This is a genomic window from Cohnella sp. AR92 (assembly GCF_003990975.1).
In the GTDB taxonomy this organism is placed as follows: domain Bacteria; phylum Bacillota; class Bacilli; order Paenibacillales; family Paenibacillaceae; genus Cohnella.
This window is the reverse complement of record NZ_RZJR01000009.1, coordinates 153,756-170,386: the sequence shown is the minus strand read 5'-3', so window position 1 is coordinate 170,386 and position 16,631 is coordinate 153,756. Positions and strand designations below refer to the sequence as shown.

General features: G+C 58.3%; 18 protein-coding genes. 13 read left to right on the top strand and 5 right to left on the bottom strand.

The genetic code is table 11. The annotated features are described in order from the left end of the window. The first annotated feature begins 149 nt into the window (after positions 1-149). The 6 genes from ELR57_RS16395 (at position 150) to rbsK (ending at position 4,855) form a co-directional block, all read left to right on the top strand. A complete protein-coding gene (locus ELR57_RS16395; RefSeq protein WP_126960180.1) occupies positions 150-635 on the top strand; it encodes a hypothetical protein in 486 nt (161 codons plus the stop codon). A gap of 94 nt (positions 636-729) precedes the next feature. Beyond that, on the top strand, positions 730-1,560 hold the full coding sequence (kduI, locus tag ELR57_RS16390) for a 5-dehydro-4-deoxy-D-glucuronate isomerase (RefSeq protein WP_126960179.1): 831 nt from the start codon (positions 730-732) through the stop codon (positions 1,558-1,560). A gap of 34 nt (positions 1,561-1,594) precedes the next feature. Then, positions 1,595-2,353 carry a DeoR/GlpR family DNA-binding transcription regulator gene (locus ELR57_RS16385; protein WP_126960178.1) on the top strand — a complete coding sequence of 253 codons (759 nt, stop codon included), beginning with the start codon at positions 1,595-1,597 and terminating at the stop codon, positions 2,351-2,353. Next, positions 2,337-3,095, top strand: coding sequence for a 2-dehydro-3-deoxy-D-gluconate 5-dehydrogenase KduD (kduD, locus tag ELR57_RS16380; protein ID WP_126960177.1), 759 nt, complete (start codon positions 2,337-2,339; stop codon positions 3,093-3,095). The genes ELR57_RS16385 and kduD overlap by 17 nt, the downstream gene beginning before the upstream one ends. A 169-nt stretch (positions 3,096-3,264) precedes the next feature. Next, entirely contained in the window at positions 3,265-3,858 is a 594-nt protein-coding gene (locus ELR57_RS16375) for a hypothetical protein (protein ID WP_126960176.1), read from the top strand. Between the two features lie 79 nt (positions 3,859-3,937). Next, positions 3,938-4,855, top strand: a complete 918-nt coding sequence (rbsK, locus tag ELR57_RS16370; RefSeq protein WP_126960175.1) for a ribokinase — start codon at positions 3,938-3,940, stop codon at positions 4,853-4,855. A 21-nt stretch (positions 4,856-4,876) separates the two neighbouring features. Here rbsK and ELR57_RS16365 read toward each other — a convergent pair whose 3' ends face one another. Continuing rightward, a complete protein-coding gene (locus ELR57_RS16365) occupies positions 4,877-5,926 on the bottom strand; it encodes a M23 family metallopeptidase (protein ID WP_126960174.1) in 1,050 nt (349 codons plus the stop codon). 82 nt (positions 5,927-6,008) lie between these two features. On the opposite strand from ELR57_RS16365, the gene lipA reads away from it, so the two are divergent. Together lipA and ELR57_RS16355 are read left to right on the top strand one after the other, a co-directional pair. Beyond that, the gene (gene lipA / locus ELR57_RS16360) at positions 6,009-6,923 is read left to right on the top strand and encodes a lipoyl synthase (RefSeq protein WP_370452283.1); all 915 of its coding nucleotides are present in this window, start codon (positions 6,009-6,011) and stop codon (positions 6,921-6,923) included. Positions 6,924-7,026: 103 nt separating this feature from the next. Next, positions 7,027-8,082, top strand: coding sequence for a YutD family protein (locus tag ELR57_RS16355; RefSeq protein WP_126960318.1), 1,056 nt, complete (start codon positions 7,027-7,029; stop codon positions 8,080-8,082). Between the two features lie 81 nt (positions 8,083-8,163). Here the strand turns inward: ELR57_RS16355 and ELR57_RS16350 are convergent, their stop codons facing one another. Together ELR57_RS16350 and ELR57_RS16345 are read right to left on the bottom strand one after the other, a co-directional pair. Continuing rightward, the gene (locus ELR57_RS16350; protein ID WP_126960317.1) at positions 8,164-8,994 is read right to left on the bottom strand and encodes an NAD kinase; all 831 of its coding nucleotides are present in this window, start codon (positions 8,992-8,994) and stop codon (positions 8,164-8,166) included. A 172-nt stretch (positions 8,995-9,166) separates the two neighbouring features. Beyond that, positions 9,167-10,324, bottom strand: coding sequence for a nucleoside recognition domain-containing protein (locus tag ELR57_RS16345; RefSeq protein WP_126960172.1), 1,158 nt, complete (start codon positions 10,322-10,324; stop codon positions 9,167-9,169). Positions 10,325-10,743: 419 nt separating this feature from the next. On the opposite strand from ELR57_RS16345, the gene ELR57_RS16340 reads away from it, so the two are divergent. The 3 genes from ELR57_RS16340 to ELR57_RS16330 are packed head-to-tail and all read left to right on the top strand — an operon-like array spanning position 10,744 to position 12,933. Then, positions 10,744-11,115, top strand: a complete 372-nt coding sequence (locus ELR57_RS16340) for a globin domain-containing protein (protein ID WP_126960171.1) — start codon at positions 10,744-10,746, stop codon at positions 11,113-11,115. A gap of 49 nt (positions 11,116-11,164) precedes the next feature. Next, a complete protein-coding gene (locus tag ELR57_RS16335) occupies positions 11,165-11,866 on the top strand; it encodes a DUF2225 domain-containing protein (RefSeq protein WP_126960170.1) in 702 nt (233 codons plus the stop codon). 26 nt (positions 11,867-11,892) lie between these two features. Beyond that, positions 11,893-12,933 (top strand): glycoside hydrolase family 130 protein, encoded by a 1,041-nt coding sequence (locus ELR57_RS16330; RefSeq protein ID WP_126960169.1) that lies wholly within the window; start codon positions 11,893-11,895, stop codon positions 12,931-12,933. Between the two features lie 515 nt (positions 12,934-13,448). Here ELR57_RS16330 and ELR57_RS16325 read toward each other — a convergent pair. Beyond that, on the bottom strand, positions 13,449-13,691 hold the full coding sequence (locus ELR57_RS16325; RefSeq protein WP_126960168.1) for a hypothetical protein: 243 nt from the start codon (positions 13,689-13,691) through the stop codon (positions 13,449-13,451). Positions 13,692-13,813: 122 nt separating this feature from the next. Here ELR57_RS16325 and ELR57_RS16320 point away from each other — a divergent pair, with 122 nt between their 5' ends. Next, the gene (locus ELR57_RS16320; protein WP_126960167.1) at positions 13,814-15,619 is read left to right on the top strand and encodes a M3 family oligoendopeptidase; all 1,806 of its coding nucleotides are present in this window, start codon (positions 13,814-13,816) and stop codon (positions 15,617-15,619) included. Between the two features lie 253 nt (positions 15,620-15,872). Further along, positions 15,873-16,280 (top strand): O-methyltransferase, encoded by a 408-nt coding sequence (locus ELR57_RS16315; protein ID WP_192896587.1) that lies wholly within the window; start codon positions 15,873-15,875, stop codon positions 16,278-16,280. A gap of 88 nt (positions 16,281-16,368) precedes the next feature. Here ELR57_RS16315 and ELR57_RS16310 read toward each other — a convergent pair whose 3' ends face one another. Next, positions 16,369-16,593 carry an alpha/beta-type small acid-soluble spore protein gene (locus ELR57_RS16310; RefSeq protein ID WP_126960166.1) on the bottom strand — a complete coding sequence of 75 codons (225 nt, stop codon included), beginning with the start codon at positions 16,591-16,593 and terminating at the stop codon, positions 16,369-16,371. Positions 16,594-16,631: the final 38 nt, after the last annotated feature.

Sequence of the window (16,631 nt, the reverse complement as noted above, 5' to 3'; positions counted from 1 at the left end):
GTATCGCTCAAAAGGATAACACACCTTTTCGAATAGATGCACGCCCCCTGCCTGGACCGCCGATTTCCCCTTCTACCGTCAACCTAGGAACCTTTTCCCGATAATCGCGTCTAGGAGGAATAAGGATCGATCCAAAGGAGTGGAAGGGGATGAAAAGAAAGCGGTTGGCGCTCGTCTGCCTGCTGTTAGCGGTTGGAGTAACCTCAGCGTGCGAGCAAACGCAGAGCGGAGCGAAGCCCCGGGCGATGTCCCCTATAACGGATGAAGAGGCGGCCCAAGTTCAAGCTCCGTCTCCGACCGGGTACGAGGCGAATGACGATGTCCGAGTCCGAATTCGGCCGGCGAAGGGGGACGACAGGGTCATCGAAGACCGAGAGGAAACGAGAAGGATAGCGGAGACGTTGATGAACGCTCCGTTCGCGAACGCGAAGGTGTCCATGGTTCGTCCGCCTGATTATGCCATTGAAGTCGGGACGGAGAACGGAAGAGACGGGTTTGCTATCGAGGCGGATTTTCAGGTGTGGATTACCCCATCGTTAGATCAACTGGAGATCGTGAGAGAGACGTCCCAGTATGCGAAGCTGACGCCGGAAGCCAGCGAAGAGGCTCTTCGGATCCTTCTTTTCGCCAAATAAAACGAACCCCAAATAATTTCCCCTTTCGTTCACAAATGTTCGTAAATGTGTGTTATAATAAAAACGAACGAAACCAAACGAGGGGGACTCATTCATGGAAATCCGCCATTCTTCGCATCCGTCCGATGCCAAGCGCTACGATACCGAGCAACTCCGCAAGCATTTTCTGATCGAGAAGCTGTTTGAAGCCGATCAAGTTCATATGGTATATACTCATGAAGACAGAATGGTCATCGGCGGCGCGCAGCCCGTCAAGGAAGCTCTGTCGATCGAAGCTCCCGACACGCTGAAGACCGAATACTTCCTGGAGCGCCGCGAGATCGGCTTCGTCAACATCGCGGGCGACGCGGTCATAACGGTCGACGGAGAGCGCCACGAGCTCGGCAAGCTCGACACCCTGTATGTGGGCAAGGGCAACCGCGACATCAAGCTGGAGAGCAAGGATGCCGCCGATCCGGCCAAGCTCTACTTCTGCTCCGCCCTGGCCCACGCCGTTTATCCGACGCGCAAGATGGCGATCGGGGACGCGGACACCCGCTATCTCGGCTCCCAGCTGACGTCCAACGAACGCGAGCTGAACCGCATTCTTCACGCGGACGGCATCCAGACTTGCCAGCTGATGATGGGCATCACGGTATTGAAGCCGGGCAGCGTCTGGAACACGATGCCTTCGCATACGCACGACCGCCGCATGGAGGCTTACCTGTACTTCGACCTGAACGAAGACGCCCGCGTTTTCCACATGATGGGCGAGCCGCAGGAGACCCGCCACCTGGTCGTGGCGAACGAACAAGCGATCATCTCTCCGCCGTGGTCCGTCCACTCCGGCGTCGGCACGAGCAACTATACGTTCATCTGGTCGATGGCCGGGGAAAATTATACGTTCGACGACATGGACGAGGTTCCGGCGAGAGCCTTCAAGTAATCGATTAACAAGCTAGACGGAAGGGGTTCCATGCATGCTGGCAGCCGCAAGACATCAAGCTATCCTGGATCTTCTCCTGGCCGACGGGGCCGTGCAAGTCTCCCAGCTGAGCGAGCGTTTCGGCGTCACGCCGAAGACGGTTCGAGAGGATCTGGAGAAGCTGGAGGAGAAGGGACTTCTTCGGAGGACGCACGGTGGAGCGGTATCCGCCGGGGATGAAGCGGAGTCGATGCTTCCACTGCAGATTCCGGACACGAAGCGGCTGACGGAGAAGGAAGCGATCGCCGAGCGCGCGCTTCGCTACATCGCCCCGGACGACATCATCGCCCTCGACGCGGGCAGCACCACCCTGGAGATCGCCAAGCGTCTGCCGAACGAGCCGCTGACGGTGCTGACGAACGACCTCCTGATCATGAGGGAGCTGATCGGCAAGGACCGGATTCGCCTCGTCGTGCCGGGAGGCTATCGGCAGCGCAACGTGCTGATCGGCAACGAGGCGATCGATTGGATCGGACGGCTGAACGTGCAGAAGCTGTTCCTGTCGACGACGGGCATTCACGAGAAATTCGGGCTGACCGTGTTCACGGGCGAGCTTATCGAGCTTAAGAAAGCCTATATGGAGAACGCCAAGGAGATCTATTGCGTGGCCGACCATGCCAAGTTCGATCGCGCCGCTCTCTTGACCTTCGCCGCTCTAGAGGACATTCATACGATTATTACAGACGCCGGGCTGGACGAAGATACCTTGCGTCGATACGAGAGGAGCTCGTTGACCATTGAAAGGGCTATTTGATCTGACTGGACGCACGGCGATCGTGACGGGAGCTGGCCGCGGCTTGGGACAAGCAATCGCGGTCGGCTTCGCGGAAGCGGGAGCGGACGTGGTGCTGGTGACGAACCGGACCCCGGCGGAAGAGACGAAGAAGGCGGTCGAAGCCGCGGGGCGACGCGCCCTGATCGTGACGGCCGACGTCGGAGACCGCGCGCAGCTGCAGGGGATTGTCGACGGCGCCATTGCCGAATTCGGCCGCATCGACATTCTCGTCAACAACGCGGGCATTATCCGCCGGACGCCTGCCGCCGACCACTCGTACGCCGATTGGCAGGAAGTGCTGGACGTCAACCTGAACTCCGTCTTCCTTCTCAGCCAGCTCGCGGGCCGCAAGATGCTCGAGCAAGGCTCGGGCAAAATCATCAACATCGCGTCGCTGCTCTCGTTCCAGGGAGGCATCAACGTTCCCGGCTATACGGCGAGCAAGCATGCCGTCGCCGGCCTGACGAAGGCGCTGGCCAACGAATGGGCGGCCAAGGGCGTGCAGGTGAACGCCATCGCGCCGGGCTACATGGCGACCGACAACACGGAGGCGCTCCGCAACGACGAGAACCGCAGCCGCCAGATCCTGGAGCGGATCCCGGCGGGCCGCTGGGGGCTGAACACGGACCTGATCGGTCCGGCCGTATTCCTCGCTTCCTCCGCTTCCGACTACATGTCCGGTCACGTCCTCTGCGTGGACGGCGGCTGGATGGCCCGTTAATCGCAAACACGCTCAAGCTTTTAGGCAAGCTCGAATTCTTATGCTTCCGCATTCCAAGCAGCACTCCCTGCCGTCGTCGGCCGCGGAGTGCTGTTTTTTTGCGCGAAGTCTGTTAATGTTGATTTATTGGGTTAACTAATTTTTCCATTATGGAGAGGGATGAGCAAGGATGCAGGTCCGGGAGCTTGAGCATTTTCCGTTATTGTCGGATAACTTAGTCGAAATCCTCTCGTACCCGTCCGCTTACCCGCCTCATGCGACTCAGGCGGATAGGGAATTCTGGGAGGAGGATCGCGATAACCGGGATCCCTTCTACGAGAATACGGTTCTGCTCCATTACCCCACCGTCCGCAACCGCATGGGATATGATCTCTCGAACGGCAACGGAGATGCATTCGCGGCGGAAGACGTTTCGGCGCAGCTTCAAAAGGAAGGGCTGTTCCGCTATCCCGCGGATTTTTATCGCCAGTACCATTATCATTATTTCGAAGCGATCGCCCGCTTATGGGCTTGGCGCTTTACGAGCGAGAAGCCGACCAAGGCCAAGCTGAACAAGTGTAACGCCTTTGCCAGCGCGTTGTATGACGGAATTACCGGCTTTGTCGACGGGGACTTCCCGGATTTCTTGGGTAAAGCGCACAAAGAAGCTTACTTTGCGCTGCTTCTCCAGCTAGAGAAGGAAGGTGCGGCTTCGCCTTATCGCAGCCTTCAAATCCTGTATTCGCTTCTGGAGTTCTGCGGCCTTACGAGAATAGTCGACTAAGAGCTCCGGATCCGGCTTTCTGGTTCTTTCTTGGACGGTTATGGTAACATGAAGAAAAACGATGGGGAGAAGAGCCCGCATGAGTCAAATCGTCGTAATTGGCAGCATCAATATGGATATCGTGAATCAAGTGGAACAGTTCCCTTTGCCGGGCGAGACCATTCACGGCAAGGGCGTCAGCTATCTGCCGGGAGGCAAGGGAGCAAATCAAGCGGTGGCCGCGGCGCTTGCGGGCGGTCAGGTGGAGATGGTCGGAGCGGTCGGGACGGATTCGTTCGGGCCCGTTCTGCGCGAGTCGCTCGGCGGCTACGGCGTCGGCACGAAGCACGTCGGCGCGAAGCCGGGCAGCTCCGGCCTCGCCTTTATCACCGTTTCCGACAGCGGAGAGAATCAGATCATTCTGGCGGAAGGCAGCAACGGCCAGGTGCTTCCGGGCGACGTGGACAAGGAGCTGTTGGCCGGCGCCAAGGCGGTCATGCTGCAGAACGAGATTCCTTGGGAGACGAACCTGCAGGCGATGAGAATGTGCCGCGAGATCGGCCATGTCCGTCTGGTTTACAATCCCGCGCCCGTTCGCCCTATTCCACAGGAAGCTTACGAGTTAATTGACCTGCTCGTCGTGAACGAGACGGAGGCGGAAGGGCTGACCGGCCTCGCGGTCGTCTCGCAAGAAGACGCCGCCGCCGCGGCGGCGGAGCTCATCCGAAGAGGGGCGGGCAGCGCGCTGGTCACGCTCGGCAGCAAAGGGGCGTATTACGCCGGAGCGGACGGCGAGAGACTCTTCGCCCCCGCTCGCAAGGTTCGCGCCATCGACACGACGGCGGCGGGCGACACCTTCATCGGGGCGCTTGTCGCCGCCGGAACGAACGGTCTGCCCATGGAAGAAGCGTTGAGTTACGCCGCTGCCGCCGCGGCCATCGCCGTGACCCGCCCTGGCGCTCAAGCTTCGATTCCGACGCGCGAGGAGATCGAACAAGCCTTGGCTTCGGACGCCTGACCCTTTTCAACCGGTTATTCCTTAATCTTTATGAACCCTCAGCGAACGCTGCTCGGCGCGTTCCCAGCGGCGGAGCATCGGATAGGGATCGAAGGCCCATTCGACCAAGCCCCGATCCCGATAGACGCCGTAGTGAAGATGAGGCGGGAACTTGCCTTGGGTTCCGGGCCTTCCGTAGCCGGAGTTGCCGACCCAGCCGATGATCTGTCCGGGCGTCACGACCTCGCCGATCTTCAGGTTCTTCTCGAACCCGTTTAGATGCGCGTAGTAGTGATACAGGTTGTCCAGATCGCGAATGCCCACGCGCCAGCCTCCGAACGGATTCCAGCCCTTGACCTCGACGATTCCGAACGAGGTGCTGCGCACTGGAACGCCGTATCTCGCGAAGATATCGGTACCTTCGTGAATTCGGACTCCGCCCCAGCCGCGGCTGTTGCCCCAGGTGCTGCGATAGGCGTATATGGAGTTGTGCGGAAGCGGGAACACGTGCCGGGAGAGATCCAGCTTGCCGAAGGTCGAATAGATCTTGTTAAATTGCAGGATCCGTTGAACCGCCCGGGTGTTCTGGTAGTATTCCCACAGCCCGATGGCGAAGTCGTCGCCGGCGCTGCCGTAGGTGCGAATATGATGCGCGACCGTATAGAGCCGGTCCACGTCGTTCTCCCGCTCGGCGCGGTTGTCTCCCGTGCCGTCCAAGCCGATGCCTCCGAATACCCGAATGGAATCCGGGTTCGTATCGGCCGAATCGGGATTCAGATAGCCGGCCCACCGTTCCGGAGAGACGTAAATTCCCGACAGCGAATGCTCGCCAAGGGGCCTTGTCTTCGGATGAGTGCGGGAGAGCGTCCGCTCGTAGCGGTCGATCGCGGCCACGGATTGCCAGGTCAGGCCCGTCAGAACCGAGATATGGTCGTATAGCTCTTGCAGCTTGCGATAATCCGTTTCGGAATCCGAAGGAGCCGCCTGAGCCGTGGCGGCGGGCGACAGCGTCGATGCAGCGATGCATCCGGCGACGGCCAGCGCCCATAACTTTGTATGGCGATTTCTTCTCCAACGAAGCCATTGCAACATCTACACGAGCCTCCCCATCTGGTGCGTATAAGGTTTAGAGTTAGCAGATCATTGGTTTTTATGTGAAACCTGCTATAATAAGGTGACAGAAAACAGGGGGTTTCTTACGATGACTTCGAGCTCCAAACCGAAGAAGCCGGATTGGCTTCGGATCAAGCTGACTACCGGAGAGAACTACCAAGAGATCAAGGATATGATGCGGAACAAGACTCTTCACACGGTGTGCGAAGAAGCTCGCTGTCCGAATATATACGAATGCTGGGCTAACCGTACGGCGACCTTCATGATTCTCGGCGACATCTGCACCCGGGCATGCCGCTTCTGCGCGGTCAAGACCGGCCTTCCGACCGAGCTGGACCTGGGCGAACCGGAACGCGTAGCCGATGCGGCGGTTCAGATGAACCTGCAGCATTGCGTCGTGACCTCGGTCGCCCGCGACGACCTGAAAGACGGCGGCGCTTCCATCTTCGCCGAGACGATCCGGGCGATTCGCCGCAAGCTTCCTTTGTGCAGCGTTGAGGTTCTGATTCCCGACTTCATGGGCAACTGGGACGCGCTCAAGGTCGTCATGGACGCCAAGCCGGATATCCTGAACCACAATATCGAGACGGTCGAGAGATTGTCCAACCGCGTTCGCGCCAAAGCGAAGTATTCCCGTACGCTGGAGCTGCTGCGCCGAGCCAAGGAACTGCAGCCGAACATCCCGACCAAGTCCAGCATCATGCTCGGACTCGGCGAGACGATCGAGGAAGTCCATCGGACGATGGACGATCTGCGCGCGGTGGATTGCAATATCCTGACACTGGGCCAATACCTGCAGCCGTCCTCCTCCCACATCAAGATCGAACGTTACGTTCATCCGGACGAGTTCAAGCAACTTAAGGTCGACGGCCTTGCGAAGGGCTTCTCCCACGTCGAATCCGCTCCGCTCGTCAGAAGTTCGTATCACGCTCATGAGCAGGTGCAATCGGCGGCGGCCAACGCCGTTCATTCCTAATCCGTTTCTAATCGATAACCCGATGCTTGGTCGGGATGATCCGGCACTAATACACCGTTATTCTTAAAGCGGGCATTCGAGAGGAGTACCATTCGTGATCTATATGGCAGGCGGTATCGCGTATACGCTCGTGCACGACTACAAAAACGGGTGGAACCCCGAAGCGTTCCGCGAACGGTTCAGCGAGGTGCTGGAACGATACGACTACGTCGTCGGAGATTGGGGTTATAATCAACTGCGGCTCAAGGGTTTCTTCCGGGAGGCTCAACCCAAGGCGTCAAGGGATGCCGTCATTAACGGCTTGATCGATTATATCAACGAATACTGCAACTTCGGCTGCGCTTACTTCGTGCTGGAGAAGCTGGATCCGAGCGCGATTCCCGAGGATGCCGTCATCTTCTCGAGTCCGGCGGCGGCGGAACCGGCTTCCGCGGATACGCCGGCGGAGGAGGGCTCGGAAGCTCCGGCGGCAGACCCTGCCGCCGCGGCAACGAACGCAGCGGCAGCCGCCAATTCGTCGGCTCCGCTTCTGCGCTGGCCTCTGAAGGAGAGGCCCGGCGGCCGCGTACCGGGGACAAGCCCGTCCGCGGTCGCGCGCGCGGTATCCGAAGGCGCCGAACGCCGCGCCGCGGCGGCTGCGCAAGCGAACGGAGGTTCGAGATCGGATTCTCCGTTCGGAAGAGGGTATCCCGACGGAGGGGGGAGCCGATCCAAGGGCGGTTCGGATTCCTCAGGCCGCGAACGCCGGAACAACGGCAATCAAGGCCATCATAATAGCCATGGCGGTTCCCGCCAAGGACACGGGAATTCCTCTTCCGGAGGAGGCTCGGAGCGCCGGCATAACGGACAAGACCGCAAGGGAGGCGGCGGCGGTCATCCCCGCGGCAGCTCCAACCAACACGCGGGGAATTCCTCCGCGAAGGATCACCACGACCGAAGCGGCGGAACGGGCGGGGACGCCCGGGCGAGCATCGCCGCGGGGGCAGAAGGAGATCAACCTTCTCGCCAGTCCGGAGGCGGAGGTCGTTGGGCGGGCAAGAATAGGCGCCGCGGCGGCTTCCATGGCAAGCCGAACCGGCCGCGCCCGGATGGCGCGCCTCGCGCCGGGGGCGGGAACGGACCTCGTTCCGAGGCCGGCAACACCGGCGGCGAACGCTAGGAATCGCGCAACAAAAAAACAGGATGGAAGCGGTTGTTCGTCAACCGGTCCATCCTGTTTTTTTTGCTTTAATAAGCGGCTTTAGCGGGGACGCTTGCGGGCGCGTCCGGAATCGCCGTTCTCGTCGTAGCCGATGAACGCGTCGCGAACCCGATTCCAGAACGGGAACGGACGATATCGGGCGAAATGCACCTTATCCTCGGCGACGGAGCAGATGATCGAGCGTACCTCGCGGAATTGCAGCACGAGGTGATCGATGCCGACGGACAGCAGCTCCTCGGGGTCCGTAACGATATCGCAGTGATGGTGTTTCGGCAATATGAAGGAGGAGCCGAGCGTCCGGTAAACCCGATTGTTGATCGACGCGATCTCGGCGATCTGCATCGCTTCCAGGTAAGGGTGGATGATGGCGCCGTTGACGCTCTTATTATAGCCGGTGCTTCCGGACGGGGTCGAGACGACGATGCCGTCCCCCCGGAACATCTCGAACGGCTCGTCGTTGATGTTCAGCTGGGCGACAAGCGTTCCTTCCACGCTTTTCAACGTAAATTCATTCAGTGCCAGATAAGCGGAGGTGCCTCCGTCCGTCACGATCTCTACCTTGAGCAGAGGGTAGCTGACCGTCGTCGGTTCCGTCGTGGCCATGAGGTCGACCAGCTCGGTCAGTTCTCCAACCTTCCAATCGGCGTAGAAGCCCAAATGCCCCGTGTGCACCCCCACGAAGCCGACCTTGCCGACTTGATCCCGATACCGGTGGAACGCTTGCAGCAGGGTGCCGTCTCCGCCGATCGAGACGACGATCCGAGGGGCTTTGTCGTCGCGGACAAGGCCTCTGGCCTCCGCCAGCTTATGAAACTGATCCGCGAGCTCCCGGCTTAACTGGTCTCCGCGGTCGAGAAGCGCGTATTTCAAGGACTCCAAGAGATTGCTCCTTCCCCATCTCTGAGTGAATCGCCGCTGCCTGCCGACGGATCATGCGTTTCCGAGGGCGTCGCGGCTTGCTAGTACGATCATAAACAATATGGAGATGGAACACAATGCTCGAGGGCTCCGGTCCGCAACCTTATGCGCTTCCAATTCGAAATCAGGCGTTATACAGATAGGGCCATAGGAGATAGACGAGCAGAACGGCCATGACGGCATGGATCAGCCGAGCTCTCAGGAACGGGAAGTACCTCCAGCTCGTGCGGCTCATCAAGCCGGCAACCTGGGCATGGACCGATAGCCCGGCCCATGAGAGGACGAACGCGGCGGCCGCGACTTGATCGACGAGCGGCGGGTTAGGAACCCCTGCATGGGCGGCCGTTCCGGCATCGGCCGCGGCGTTCGCGCCGAGCGTAACCTCGAACGTGCCTCGGACGAGGGAATCCGCCAGATACGGAGAGAGGCCGACGGACCGCAGCAGCCAAGCCAGCGCGTCTCGCAGACCGGAGAGCAGGCCGCTGTGAAGCAGCAATTCAAGCGTTGCGGAGAAGAATACGACCAATCCCCCTACGACGATCATGAGCTGAATGGAGGATCGAAGCGATTGCTGCAGCATATCGGAGAAGGGACGGCCGTCCGCCGCCCGCGCTTGCTTCATGGCCGAGAATGCTCGGGCGAAGATGCCGCCGCGCGCGTCCTCCGGGTTGGATGGAGAGAAGCCGTCTAGAGCGGCGCTCTTGCTGCCCTTGCCGCCTTGCTTGGAGGAGCCCGTCCACCGAAGCAGCAGCCCCAGCAGCATGGCCCCGCCGTAGTGGGCGGTCGCCAATACCGGAACGATGTCCGAGCGTCCGAAGAAGCCGATGCAGACCGCCCCGATAAGGAAAATAGGGTCGGAGGAGGTGGTCATGGCGACCAGCCGCTCTCCTTCCTCGCGATTCACGAGCTTCTGCTCCATGAGACGGGAAGTGAGCTTGGCTCCGACCGGGTAGCCGGACGCGAAGCCCATGGCGACGACGAAGCCCCCAACCCCGGGAATGCGGAAGAGCGGACGCATGAGCGGATCCAGCAGGGTGCCGGTCAGATGCACGACTCCGAGCCCCAGCAGGAGCTCGGACAGCACGAAGAAGGGGAACAGAGCGGGAAAGAGCACGTCCCACCATACCTTCAATCCTTTCAAAGATGCCGTCAGCGCGACATGCGGCATGGATAGCGTCAGCATGCCGAGCAGAAGAAGCGTTGCCGCGACCAGCATGGCAGCCAGCAAGCCGTTCAGCCGGTTAGGCCGCGTGGCAAGATCGGGAGGGTCCGAGATCGACATGCTTGCCGCCTCCTTTAAGGAATTCGTACCGCGAAGGGTTCTTGTCCTATATATGCGGCGGGCAAGCGGGTTATTTCCAATAAATAAATGTAACCGATTACAGAAAGAGCCATGCTTTCGTCCGGGATTTATGTTAGAATATTCTCAGAATCATCGAGTCATAAGCTCCTAAGGAACACACAGAAGCGGAGTGATGAGGATGGCGGGAATAGTGGCCGGATTTTTGGTTTGCGCTTTTGTTTTTGTCATACGCGAATCGCTGACCCCTTCGGAGAGAGAAGATTACTGAGACTTTCTACATCGTCCTTTCGGGCGATTTTTTGTTTTTCCTGGACATAAGTTCCTAATTAATTATGCTATAATGGGTTGAAAATATGGCTGTTAGTCCTGCGACAATATACACAAGGAGGAGTCCGTTCATGAGCTATACGACTATCTACGAAGCAGCCGGAGGAGCTCCTGCCATTCGGGCCATTGTCGAACGGTTCTATCCGAAGGTTCAAGAGCACCCGCTGCTCTCCCCGTTATTCCCGGAGGATATCGACCCGGTGATGGAGAAGCAGTACGAATTCCTGACCCAATTCTTCGGCGGGCCCAGCCTATATTCGGACAAGCACGGGCATCCGATGATGAGAGGCCGCCATCTGCGCTTTCCGATCACGAACGAGCATGCCGAGGCTTGGCTGGATTGCATGCGCAGGGCGCTCGGCGAGACCGATCTGGAGCCGGAATTGCAGGAGATCATCCTGGAACGGCTTTCGGGTCCCGCCCATCATTTCGTGAATTCTTGATAGGGCCTACATACTGCTGTCCGTCCGCGGACAGTCCGGAGGGAACACATTGGAACCCTTATACACCATTAAGATCAATTGCCCTTGCTGCGAATCGACGTTCGAGACGTCCAGGGTTCGGCCGAGCCTGAAGAAGGCGATCAACACGGACACGGACTTCTGCTCCTACTTCGCAACCATCAATCCGGATTATTATGTGGTTAGAGTGTGTCCGTATTGCGGCTTCGCGTCGACCGAGAATTTCAGGGACAAGCTCATGGATCGCGAGAAAAGGGCATACTTGGACAAGATCGGCGTTCACTGGTCGAATCGGGAATACGGCGGAGAGAGAACGGCGGAGACGGCCATGGAGACCTACAAGCTGGCTTTGCTGTCCGCCCAGACGGTCAAGGAGAGCGATCGCCTGATCGCGGGTCTTCTTCATCATATCGCTTGGCTCTACCGTTACGACGGCAACCAGGACATGGAGAACAAATTCCTCGGGTTCGCCCTGGAGTCTTATGTCGAAGTTTATAAGAACGAGAGGAACGGGGACAGCAACGCCCGCCTGCTTTACCTGATCGGGGAGTTGAACCGCAGGCTGGGCCATTTCTACGAAGCCGTCAAGTGGTTCTCCAAAGTCATTCACGACAAGCGGATTACGGACAGCTCCATGATTCGGGCTTCCCGGGAGCAATGGACGGCCATCCGCGAAGAGATGACGAACAAGGGGCAGGAGCTTCCGGAAGAGATGAAACAAAGCGGCGCTTGATCAATTTCGGGAAAAGGGGTTGAATGATGAACATCCGCCGAGCGGAGGGCAATCCGATTGTGGTTCCAAGCGATGTCGTTCCGTCCTCTCCAGCCATGGAGGTCATCGGAGTATTCAATGCCGGCGTCGCCAGGCTCGGCGAAGAGATTATTCTCCTTCTTCGGGTGGCCGAGCGGCCCATTCAGCAGGAGAAGGATTCCTGTCTGATTCCGCTTTACGATCCGGAGAAGGGCGAGACCGTCCTGCGTTCCATTCCGTTCGGCCCGGAGAACGACTTCTCCGACCCGCGCGTCATCCGAACGCCCGGACAGATTTATCTGACTTCCCTCTCGCATCTTCGCGTCGCCCGAAGCCGCGACGGGCTTCGCTTCGATATCGACAAGAGCCCGTCGATCTATCCGGCGACAAGCTACGAGACATTCGGGATCGAGGATCCTCGCATCACGATGCTGGAGGACGGTTATTACATTGCCTGTACGGGCGTTTCTCCTCGGGGCGTTGTCGTTCCGCTGCTGTTCACCGAGGACTTCCGTTCGTTCCGGAGGATCGGCAATATCTTCCACCCGGACAACAAGGACGTGGTCCTCTTCCCGGAGAAGATCGGCGGCAAATACTACGCTCTGCATCGGCCGTCCGGGTCCCATTTTGCGAAGCCCGACATCTGGATCGCGGAATCGAACGACCTGCTAACCTGGGGGAACCACCGTTACCTGATGGGAGTTCGCGAAGAAGAGTGGGACGGGGGGCGGATCGGAGCGAGCGCGGTGCCGATTCGCACGGATCGCGGCTGGCTCGAGCTCTACCATGGCGCGGACAGAGACAATCGGTATTGCCTCGGAGCGGTCCTGCTCGATCTGGAGGAGCCTTGGCGAGTGCTTGCTCGCTGCAGGAAGCCCTTCTTAGAGCCGGAGGAGCCTTTCGAGACGGAAGGCTTCTTCGGGAACGTCGTCTTCTCCTGCGGGGCGCTGGAGGAGGACGGGATCGTGAAAATTTATTACGGAGCCGGCGATACCAGCATGGGCTATGCGGAAACGACGCTGGAATCGGTCCTGCAGAGTCTCCAATAGTAAGGTAGAAAGCAGCCTGCCGCGAGATGCGGCAGGCTGCTTTTCTTGCGAGGGATGCTTATCGCCATGTAGGCGTCCGACCCTGAACCGTAACGGAAATCTGAGACCTTTACAGGGGGAAATTGCGGGTTTATGAATTTTAACGGAAATGACGAACCCTTATATGGTTATTTCCCCTCTCGAAAGGGCTAAATTCAACTTTAAGCGTCGCTTATATCCGTAAGAATCAAAAACGTCTTATATTCCAGCTCTTAAGGTCTAAAATTTCCGTTAGCCGCGAGTCCATATAACCATCCGTAATCCGCAATCCGATACGTAAGACGGAAGCGGCAAGCCGCGAGCCGATAGCTGATTAACGAGCAACTGCAATAGGAAAGTAATCGCCCGATTTACGGGGAATTGGGAAAAGCACCTATTCAGGGCAGCCCGGGACAACGCGAGATTGGCCAATTTTCTGTAAGCTGCTGCTATATTTACGCTCTTTTGATGCGATTTGGAGGCGCTTCTGGTTATGCCTATCTGCGCGGACTTAGCCGCTGATCCGCAAGAAGGTAATCTCCGTCGGCGTCGATGAATTGCACCCGGGTCCGGCAGCACGGGAAGACGATCGCCTGTTTGCGCCGCCCGTCCCGAAGATCCCGGACGTCTTCCGGCTTAAGCGGAAGCGGTACGTGCTCTTGCCCGCAGAAGGGGCAGTGAGCGGCGAATACTTCGTTCATCTGGATATCATAAGGCAAGCTGTTCTGCAAGGGAATCAAGATTTAAGACCTCCGTTCTTCTCCATGCCTTTAACGATACAACAGTTGTTCCCGCCTTCGCAATGTTGTAGCATTAATCCTGCATGGCTTATCATTCCTATATAACGAAAGGTTGGATATAAATGAGTCAATCATTATCGTTGACCTGGGACCTTGATGCTCTGTTCCCGGGCGGTTCCGATTCCAAGGAATTCGCTTCCTTCATGGAGGAGAGCGACAAGCTGGTGAAGGGGTTGTACCAAGAACTGAAGGCGTCTTCCGGCGATGTCGGCGAAGCGAAGCTGTCGGCATGGACCGCCAGGCTGCAGGAAGCGAACCTGCGTCTTCGCCAGGCGAGATCGTTCGCGGATTGCCTGACCTCGCAACGGACCGACGACAAGCGAGCGGCCGCCTGGACGGAGAAGGTTCAGACGCTCGGCTCCCTTTACTCCCAAGCGTCTGACTTGTTCGACGTGAAGCTGTCCGAGCTTCCGGACGACCGCTGGGCGAAGTGGGTAGAAGCCGAGGGCCAGAAGGAGATCGCGTATCTCCTTAACGAGCGCAGGGACGCGGTTCGAGAGAAGCTGTCTCCCGAGCTGGAGGGACTCGCCAGCGAGCTGGCTATCAACGGCTATCACGGATGGGGAGAGCATTATTCGCTTATCGTCAGCCGGATCGGCATCCCATGGGAGGAGAATGGCGAGACGAAGAAGCTGTCCGTGGGACAGGCGGCCAACAAGTTCAGCAATCCCAACCAACAAGTGCGCGATCGAATGGCTTCCCTATGGGAAGAGGCTTGGTCCGAGCAGGAGGATCTTGCGGCGGACGTGTTGAACCGCTTGGCGGGCTTCCGGCTCAACTTGTACGGCAAGCGAGGCTGGGACAGCGTTCTTCATGAACCGCTTCGTATCAATCGAATGAGCCCGGAAACGCTCGAAGCCATGTGGGGAGCGGTAGAAGGAAGCATCGAACCGCTCAAGAAATACTTATCCGCCAAAGCGGGCTTGCTCGGCAAGGAGAAGCTCGGCTGGCACGATGTCGGCGCTCCGATCGGCCAAGAAGGCCCGTCCGTGGGATATGGAGAAGCAGCCGAGCTTATCCGGGAAGCGTTCGCCCAGTTCTCTCCTTCGATGGCGGCGCTGGCGGATCGCGCTTTCTCCGAGAGATGGATCGAGGTGGAAGACCGCGCCGGGAAGCGTCCGGGCGGCTTCTGCACGGACTTCCCGATCAACGGCCAGACCCGGATCTTCATGACCTATTCGGGTACGATGGACAATGTCTCGACCCTCGCCCACGAGTTGGGCCACGCTTACCATAGCTCTCTGGTGGACGGCTTGGCGCCATTCGCCCAGGACTACGCGATGAACGTGGCGGAGACCGCTTCTACTTTCGCGGAGGCGATCGTCAGCGATGCGCTGCTGCGCAAGGCGGACAGCGCCGAAGCGAAGCTGGCGCTGTTGGACGTCCGTCTGGAGAGCGCGGTCGCGTTCTGCATGAATATCCGAGCGCGCTTCCTGTTCGAGACTCGCTTCTACGACAAGCGCAAGGCCGGCATGCTGTCCGCCGAGGAGATCAAGGAGCTGATGGTGGAAGCCCAGAAGGAAGCGTATGGGGATTCGCTTGAATCCTGGCATCCGATGTTCTGGGGCTCCAAGCTTCACTTCTACATCACGGACGTTCCGTTCTACAACTTCCCCTATAGCTTCGGCTATCTCTTCAGCACCGGCATCCTCGCCGCGGCGGAGAAAGAAGGTCCTTCGTTCAGCGCGCGCTATGATGCTCTTCTGAAGGATACGGCGGTCATGTCGGTCGAGGACTTGGCCAAGAAGCATCTTGGGGTGGATTTGAAGAAGCGCGGCTTCTGGGATTCGGCCGTGGCCAAGGCGGTGTCCGATGTCGAGCTGTACGTGAAGACGGCAGCGGAAGTCTCCCGATCGTCCAACCGATAAATTTCCAATTGTCGGAAATGGACGGGCGAGATATAATAATAGCAAATAGGTCGTGAAGAACACGCCGCTTTCCTGCTTGGAGGGCCCGATCAATGGATCGGGGCTTCGGCAGGGAGCGGTTTTTTTATGGCCTGAACTCCTCAAGCGACAAATTTAGACAATAGTCATTGCTATTATTAAATAATTGACATATAATCCAATTAAAGTATTATATAGGTAAAAATAATCATTTTATTAGGAGAGGGGAATGTTGATGTCGCTAGAGTTGGTTCCATTGGCCCGCCAGGTAGATGTTGCTCTTCGCAAGCTGGAGGATGAATTGCGCGGACTATCCGCGGGAACGATCGTGCTGCAGATACGCAACGACGTGATCGGCAAGTTCGGCATTCGGCATCTCCCGCTCGATTGCGAGGATCGGGGGACAGCGGGAGAGAAGCAGGCCGGGATGACGGCAGCCCAAGTCGAATCGCTGCGCCGAATGGCAATCGAAGCGCTGAACCACAAGCGAAGCTGGACGCACGGCGAAATCTCGTACGACTTCGTGCTTCGCCAGGGCAAGGTCTATCTGAGCGTCCAATTCGAGTCCAACTACAACATGGCGAATCTCATGTTCCGGTTGCATCCGAAGGGCAGGGACCGGCGTGACGCGGTGAACGAATAGGCTACATAAAATGAAGGGGACGGCTCTGGATTGTTGATCCGAGCCGTCCCCTTCGTTGTTGACGCTATCCGTTATGGAAGCGGTTCGATTAGAAAGCTCTTCCCGCGAGTTGTTGTTCAGCGATCTGAACGAGCTTGCGAGTGATATGACCACCGATGGAGCCGGTGTCGCGAGTAACCATGTTGCCGTAGTAGCCGTCTTGCGGAATCGTGATTCCAAGCTCTTGCGCAGCTTCGTACTTCAGTTGGTCCAGTGCTTGGCGAGCTTGGGGGATGACGAGCTGATTGCTGTTGCTGTTGTTGTTGGATGCCAATGTGCTCACCTCCTTTGAAGGATAGTATGGACGAAATA